The sequence below is a fragment of the Luteibacter sp. P4_E6 genome (assembly GCF_056401535.1).
Genome location: NZ_JBFUJE010000203.1, coordinates 1 through 6,899, shown reverse-complemented (window position 1 = coordinate 6,899; position 6,899 = coordinate 1). Strand labels below are relative to the sequence as shown.

The window sequence follows — 6,899 nt, the reverse complement described above, 5'->3', positions numbered from 1 at the left end:
CTTTTACTACGCGCAGGAAGACGAGGTGTTCGCCGCCGCCGCCCGCGATGGCTTCACCTGGAGCGTGCATCGTCCGCACACGGTGATCGGCGTGGCGGTCGGGAACGCCATGAACATGGCGACCACGCTCGCCGTCTATGCCTCGATCTGCAAGGCGACCGGCCGGCCGTTCCGCTTTCCCGGTTCGGCGGCGCAATGGCAGAGTCTCACCGACATGACCGACGCGCGTCAGCTCGCCCGCCACCTGGTATGGGCCTCGACCACGCCGGCCGCCGCCAACGAAGCCTTCAACGTGGTCAACGGCGATGTCTTCCGCTGGAGCTGGATGTGGTCGCGCCTTGCCTCGTGGTTCGGCCTTGAAGCCGCGCCTTTCGATGGCGAGGTTATCCCTCTCGAACGGCAGATGGCCGACGATGCCGTCGTGTGGAGGGAGTTGGCGACACGCCATGGCCTGCTCGAGCCCGATATGCACCGCCTCGTATCCGCCTGGCACAGCGACGCCGACCTGGGTCGGCCGATCGAAGTCGTTACCGACATGTCGAAGAGCCGCCGCCTCGGCTTCCTCGATTACCAACCCACCGACGATGCCTTCTTCGACGCCTTCGAGCGTTTGCGCGCGGAGCGACTGATCCCCTGAAGGGGTCACGTCCGCCTGTCCGCCGGACGTTTGTCCGCGGACAGGCCCGTGGCGACGAAGGTGACCGCGCGGCGCCGCGCGGCGCATGGCACACGCCTTGCTAACCTCCCCTGGGAACGACACCACAGGGATCGCCAACGATGTTCGGTTACTACGTGCAACTCGGGCTTCGCAGCCTCAGGCGCAATCCGGTCCTCACGCTGTTGATGGTGCTGGTGATCGCGGTGGGCGTCGCGGCGTCGATGACCAGTTACGCGGTGTTTCGCGTCACGTCGGGCGACCCGATTCCGGAAAAGTCATCGCAGTTGTTCATCGCGCAGATCGACAACTATGGGCCGGACAATAGCGATGGTGAGCCGCTGCCCTGGCTCACCTGGCGAGATGCGATGGCGCTCGTCGATGCACACAAGGCGAAGCGACAGACACCGCTGTATCCGATCGGCGTATCCATCGTTCCGGACGATCCGAACACGATGGCGTCCCCCGCACGCGGCTACGCCGTGCAGGCCGACATGTTCCCCATGTTCGACGTGCCCTTCCTCTTCGGGGCCCCCTGGTCGGCGGCGGATGACGCCGGACGTGCCCGCGTGGTCGTGATCGGGAAGAGCCTCAACGATCGCGTGTTCGGCGGCGCCAATAGCGTCGGGCGTGAGATCGACCTCGACGGAAAGCAGTTCCGCATCGTCGGCGTCGCCGGTCACTGGGAAGCGCGGCCACGCTTCTTCGATCTCGATGCAAAGGGCGGCTTCGGCGACATGGGTGAGCTCTACATGCCGTTCGCACGCGCCATCGCCGACGGTCTCCATCCTGCCGGCGGTAATCTCTGCAACCGTCCTTTCAAGCCAGGCTGGGATAACTTCGTCCACTCCGAGTGCATCTTCGTCAGCTTCTGGGCCGAGCTTCCCGATGCCGCCAGCGCCACCGCTTACCGCCAGTTCCTCAACGACTATTCGGCCGGACAGACTCGCGACGGCCGCTTCTCGTGGCCGCCGAACGTGCGCTTGCGCAACGTGATGGAGTGGCTGGACGTTCGCCACGTCGTACCTCCGGAAGCAAAGATGGGGCTGCTGGTTTCCGTCGGCTTCCTCGTCATCTGCCTGATCAACGTGATCGGCCTGCTACTGGCGAAGTTCATGCGTCGTGCGCCGGAAATCGGCATCCGCAGGGCGCTCGGTGCCTCGCGCGGCGCCATCTATGCGCAGTTCCTGCTCGAAGCTGCCTCCGTCGGCCTCGCCGGTGGCTTGCTGGGCGTCGTCCTCGCTGCGGCAGGCACGTTGTGCATCGGCGCCGTGTTCGATCCGGCCATCGCGAACCTCGTTCATATGAGCTTACCCCTGCTCGGCCTCACGGTCCTCGTCGCTCTGGCCAGCACCCTGGTCGCGGCGTTCTATCCCACCTGGCGCGCCTCAAGGGTGCAGCCGGCATGGCAACTCAAAGCCAACTGACCCGGAGTCCGTCATGCCGCCCTTCCGCCCTATCCTCGCCGCACTCCGCTATCACAAGGCCGGTGCCGTTCTCATCGCCCTGCAGGTCGCGTTGACGCTCGCTATCGTCTGCAATGCCCTCTTCGTCATTGAGCAGCGCCTGCACCGCCTGTCACGCGACACCGGCATCGCCGAAAGCGAACTCATGGTCGTCAACAACACGTGGGTCGCACCCGACGCGGAAGTGCCAGCGCGCCAGGCAGCCGATGTGGCGATGCTGCGCGCCTTGCCGGGGGTGGCGGATGCCTATGCGACGAACGCCTTTCCCCTGCTCGGCGGAAGCTGGCAGAGCGGCATCCGGCTGGATCCGATGAGCAAGCATTTCATCAGTGACGGCGCTTCGCTGTACTTCGTCGACGACCATGCGCTGAACACCCTTGGCGTCAAGATTGCCGAGGGACGTAACTTCCGCTCCGAGGAAATCGGTGCACTGGCACCTAACGCCAGCGCCGACAGCCCGACGGTCATCGTGACGCGCACCCTCGCGCAGCGTGCGTTTCCCGACGGGCATGCCCTGGGCAAGGCGATCTACATCGGCAACAGCGATGCTCGCCCGAGCACCATTATCGGCATCGTCGATCATGTGCAGACGCCGGAGACCCGGAGTGGTGAGGACATTCGCTGGCAGGACGCGATCTTCGTTCCACTGCGCATCACGGATAACCGCGCGTTCTTTGTCATCCGGGCACAACCCGGGCGACTTCCGGCGCTGCTGCATTCCGTGCCCGACGCGCTCAAGGCACTCAGCACCCGGCGTGTCATTCCGCAGCCCCATGGCGTCATGGCTTTCAGCCAGGTGCGCGACATGGCCTACCGCAACGATCGCGRCCTGGCCTGGATGCTCGCCGGGATCTGCGTCACCCTGCTCGTGGTCACGGCTGCCGGCATCGTGGGACTGACGAGTTTCTGGGTGGGTCAACGTCGTCGGCAGATCGGCATCCGTCGTGCGCTGGGCGCGACGCGTCGCGACATTCTCGTTTACTTCCTCACCGAGAACGGCCTTATCAGCATGGGGGGCGCGCTTGCCGGTGTCGTACTGGCTTTCGCACTCAATGCGTGGATGATGCAGGCGTTCGAGACATCGCGGCTATCGTTGCTTTACGTCGGCTGCGGGATGTTGCTCCTGCTGTTGCTCGGGCAACTGGCCGTTCTCTCGCCTGCACGGCGTGCGTCACGCGTGCCCCCGGTGGAGGCGACGCGGACGATATGAGCCTGCGTCGACAGCAAGCTCAGACAGCGACAGGTGCCTTGATCGCCGGATACGGATCGTAATCCACGATGGCCACATCCTCGAAGCGGAAGTCGAAGATCGACTTCACCTCCGGGTTAAGCGAAAGCCGGGGAAGCGGGCGCGGCTCGCGAAGCAGCTGCTTGTCCGCCTGCTCCATGTGGTTCGAGTACAGGTGCGCATCGCCCAGTGTGTGCACGAAGTCGCCCACGTCCAGCCCGGTTACCTGGGCGATCATGTGGGTGAGCAGCGCGTAGCTGGCGATGTTGAACGGGATGCCGAGGAAGATATCGCCCGAGCGCTGGTACAGCTGGCAGGAGAGTTTGCCGTTGGCCACGTAGAACTGGAACATCGTGTGACAGGGCATCAGCGCCATCTTCGGCAACTCGCCCACGTTCCACGCGGAGACGATAAGACGACGCGAATCCGGGTTGCGCTTGATCTCGTCCACCACCCAGGCGATCTGGTCGACCACCTTGCCGTCGGCCGTGGGCCACGCACGCCACTGGCGTCCGTAGACAGGGCCGAGSTCACCCTTCTCGTCGGCCCACTCRTCCCAGATGCCGACACCGTTYTCCTTCAGGTAAGCGATATTSGTRTCGCCCTGCAGGAACCAGATCAGCTCATGGACGATGGAGCGCAGGTGCAGTTTCTTCGTCGTGACCAGCGGGAAACCCTTCGCCAGGTCGTAACGCATCTGCCAGCCGAACACGCTGCGCGTGCCGGTGCCGGTCCGGTCCGATTTCTCGGTGCCGTGGTCGCGCACATGGCGCAGGAGTTCGAGATAGGACTGCATGACTCGGGACGATATCAGGTCGCCGTCGCGGGGGTGGCCGCGACGGGAGCGAGAGGGGCGTAGGGCGCGCGGCGCGACATCGCCAGCCACAGGATGCCCAGCGCGATCAGCGGCAGGGAAAGGACCTGCCCCATCGTGACCCAACCGAAGGCCAGGTAGCCCAACTGGGCGTCGGGCACGCGAACGAATTCGATGATGAAGCGGAAGCAGCCATACATCAGGGCGAACAGGCCCGAGACGGCATAGCGCCGGCGCGGCTTGAGCGAAAAGATCCAGAGCACGGCGAACATCACGACGCCTTCGAGTGCGAACTCGTAGAGCGGATTGGGATGGCGCGGCAGCGCATCGGGCGCGTGCGGGAAAATCATGCCGATGGGCAGGTCGGTGGGCTTGCCCCACAGCTCGCCGTTGATGAAGTTGCCCAGGCGGCCGAGCCCCAGGCCCAGGGGCACCAGCGGTGCGACGAAGTCGATCGTGTCGAAGAACTTGACGTTGTTCCGCCGCGACCACCAGATGCCGGCCACCACCACACCGAGCAGGCCGCCATGGAAGGACATGCCGCCGTCCCAGATGCGGAAGAGGGCCAGGGGGTCGGTCCATATCCAGGAGATGGCCGTGTAGAACAGCATGTAGCCGACCCGGCCGCCCAGCACCACGCCCATCATGCAGTAGAACATGAGGTCGCCGAAGCGGTCCGCGCTGACAGGCAAGCGACCCTGCCGGCGGCGATACTCGCCGAGCCCCCATCCGCCGAGGAAGCCGCCCAGGTACATGAGCCCGTACCAATGGACCTGGAGAGGTCCGAGGGACAGCGCGACGGGATCGATATTGACGACGAACGGAGTTGCCATGGAGGCCCCAGGAAGAACGCAGGACGCAAGTGTACCGCCCCCTCCGGCCCGCAGGTCGCCTTGTGGGCGGCCCCGGAATGGGCTATATCCCGGCGTGGGCGCTGTCCGGGGAGGACGGCGTGTAAAGGATGTACACCAAAGCAAGGGGAGTCGAACATGAAGTACCGCTTCGCGCGGCCGCTGCTGGCCGCGTTGTGCCTGGCCGCGTGTGCCACCGGCGTAGCTGCCGCCGATCTCATTCCGACGGCCGATTTCGCCCGTCGCCTGCCCTTGACCATGCCGCGCCTCTCGCCCGACGGCAAACATTTCTCGGTGGTCTATCACGACCCGGATGGCAAGTCGCACGGGGTGGCCATCTACCTTGTCGAGAAACCGACCCAGCCAGTCGCCCTCATCCGGATGCCCCCTTACGAGCTCCCGGCCGAGATCGTCTGGGCGAGCGCCACGCGTCTGGTCGTTGCCCGCGGCAAGCAGGACGGCTCGATCGGCAACACCTCGTACACCGGCGAGATCATGGCCGTCGATATCGACGGCAAGAATCCCGACTACCTGTATGGCTACGAGGCGGTTGGCAAGCGCTCGGCCACGCGCCAGACCGACTCGGGCTGGGGCGAGATCGAAGGCACACCGGCGCAGAGCAACGGTCACTTCTACCTGCGCGCCACGTCGTGGTCCGACAAGGACCGCAGCACGCTCTACGACGTCGACGCCACCTCCAGTACCCGCAAGCAGATGGCCGACATCGGCATCGGCGACATGAGCTTCATGATCTCGCCCGATGGCGTCGCGAAATTCTCGTTCGGCACGGACACCAACTTCACCTACGTGGTGTTCCATCGCGAAGGTAGCGGCTGGGCCAAGGTGCCCGAGAACGGAGATCTGCAGCGCTTCGTTCCCATCGCCTCGGTCGCCGGCAGCAACCGCATCTACGCTCGCTACAGTCCCAACGGCATGGGTGGCGAGTTCGTCGAGCAGGACGAGGATGGCGGCAATCGTCGGGTGGTCAGCAAGGACGATTTCAGTCTTGTCACGTCAAACGGATTGTGGACACCGGTGCCGCTGCGCCCCTTCGGCACCTACGCCGAGAGTGGCATTCCCAAGGTGACCTACGTCGATCCGCAGGAAACCATTTCCAAGTTGCACAGGGCGCTGTCGCTGAAGTTCCCGGGAAGCTTCGTCAACTTCATCGATTTCAGCGAGGACGGCAGCCAGCTGATGTTCGGCGTATCCAGCGACCGCGACCCGGGCCGCTACATGCTGATCGACACCAAGACGTACAAGGCAAGCAGCCTGTTCGCCATCGCGCCCTGGATCGACCCCGAAAAGATGGCCGAGCGCCGCCCGCTACGCTTCAAGGCCAGCGACGGCACGGAGCTCGAGGCGATCCTCACCTTCCCCAAAGGCAAGCCCGAGACCAACCTGCCGATGGTGCTCGTACCGCACGGCGGCCCGATCGGCATCAAGGACGACTGGTTCTACGATGAAGACGCCCAGTTCCTGGCCAATCGCGGCTACCTGGTCTTGCAAGTGAATTACCGTGGTTCCGGCGGTCGCGGAAACGGTTTCGAGGAGGCCGGTTATCTCAACTGGGGCACGCGGGTCCAGGAGGACCTGATCGACGGCGTGAAGTGGGCCATCGCCCAGAGCTACGCCGACCCCAAGCGCATCTGTGTCTATGGCGCCAGCTTCGGCGGCTACTCGGCCATGATGACCACCATCCGCGAGCCGGGGATGTTCAAGTGCGCCGTGGGCTACGCGGGCCTGTACGACCTGGCCATGATGTACAGCAAGGGCGACATCAAATCGACCAAGACCGGGCGCAGCTACCTCACCACGGTGGTCGGCCACGACGATGCCGACCTCGCCGCGAACTCGCCCGACCATCTGGCCGACAAGATCACCG

6 protein-coding genes are annotated in these 6,899 nt (G+C 64.7%); 4 read left to right on the top strand and 2 right to left on the bottom strand.

The features are described 5' to 3' along the window. The 3 genes from AC1DT2_RS13035 to AC1DT2_RS13025 form a co-directional block, all read left to right on the top strand. Window positions 1-637, top strand: a 637-nt coding sequence (locus AC1DT2_RS13035; protein ID WP_477296700.1) for a Rossmann-fold NAD(P)-binding domain-containing protein, incomplete at its 5' end; no start/stop codon positions are given. A 140-nt stretch (window positions 638-777) separates the two neighbouring features. Then, window positions 778-2,082: an ABC transporter permease gene (locus AC1DT2_RS13030; RefSeq protein ID WP_477296699.1), complete on the top strand. Its 1,305-nt coding sequence runs from the start codon at window positions 778-780 to the stop codon at window positions 2,080-2,082. A gap of 13 nt (window positions 2,083-2,095) precedes the next feature. Then, window positions 2,096-3,331: an ABC transporter permease gene (locus AC1DT2_RS13025; protein WP_477296697.1), complete on the top strand. Its 1,236-nt coding sequence runs from the start codon at window positions 2,096-2,098 to the stop codon at window positions 3,329-3,331. Between the two features lie 19 nt (window positions 3,332-3,350). Here AC1DT2_RS13025 and AC1DT2_RS13020 read toward each other — a convergent pair whose 3' ends face one another. Both AC1DT2_RS13020 and lgt read right to left on the bottom strand, forming a co-directional pair. Further along, window positions 3,351-4,145: a thymidylate synthase gene (locus AC1DT2_RS13020; protein WP_477296695.1), complete on the bottom strand. Its 795-nt coding sequence runs from the start codon at window positions 4,143-4,145 to the stop codon at window positions 3,351-3,353. A gap of 14 nt (window positions 4,146-4,159) precedes the next feature. Next, window positions 4,160-4,996 carry a prolipoprotein diacylglyceryl transferase gene (gene lgt / locus AC1DT2_RS13015; RefSeq protein WP_063572562.1) on the bottom strand — a complete coding sequence of 279 codons (837 nt, stop codon included), beginning with the start codon at window positions 4,994-4,996 and terminating at the stop codon, window positions 4,160-4,162. Between the two features lie 156 nt (window positions 4,997-5,152). On the opposite strand from lgt, the gene AC1DT2_RS13010 reads away from it, so the two are divergent. Continuing rightward, the coding region (locus AC1DT2_RS13010) for an alpha/beta hydrolase family protein (protein ID WP_477296693.1) at window positions 5,153-6,899 on the top strand (1,747 nt) is incomplete at its 3' end.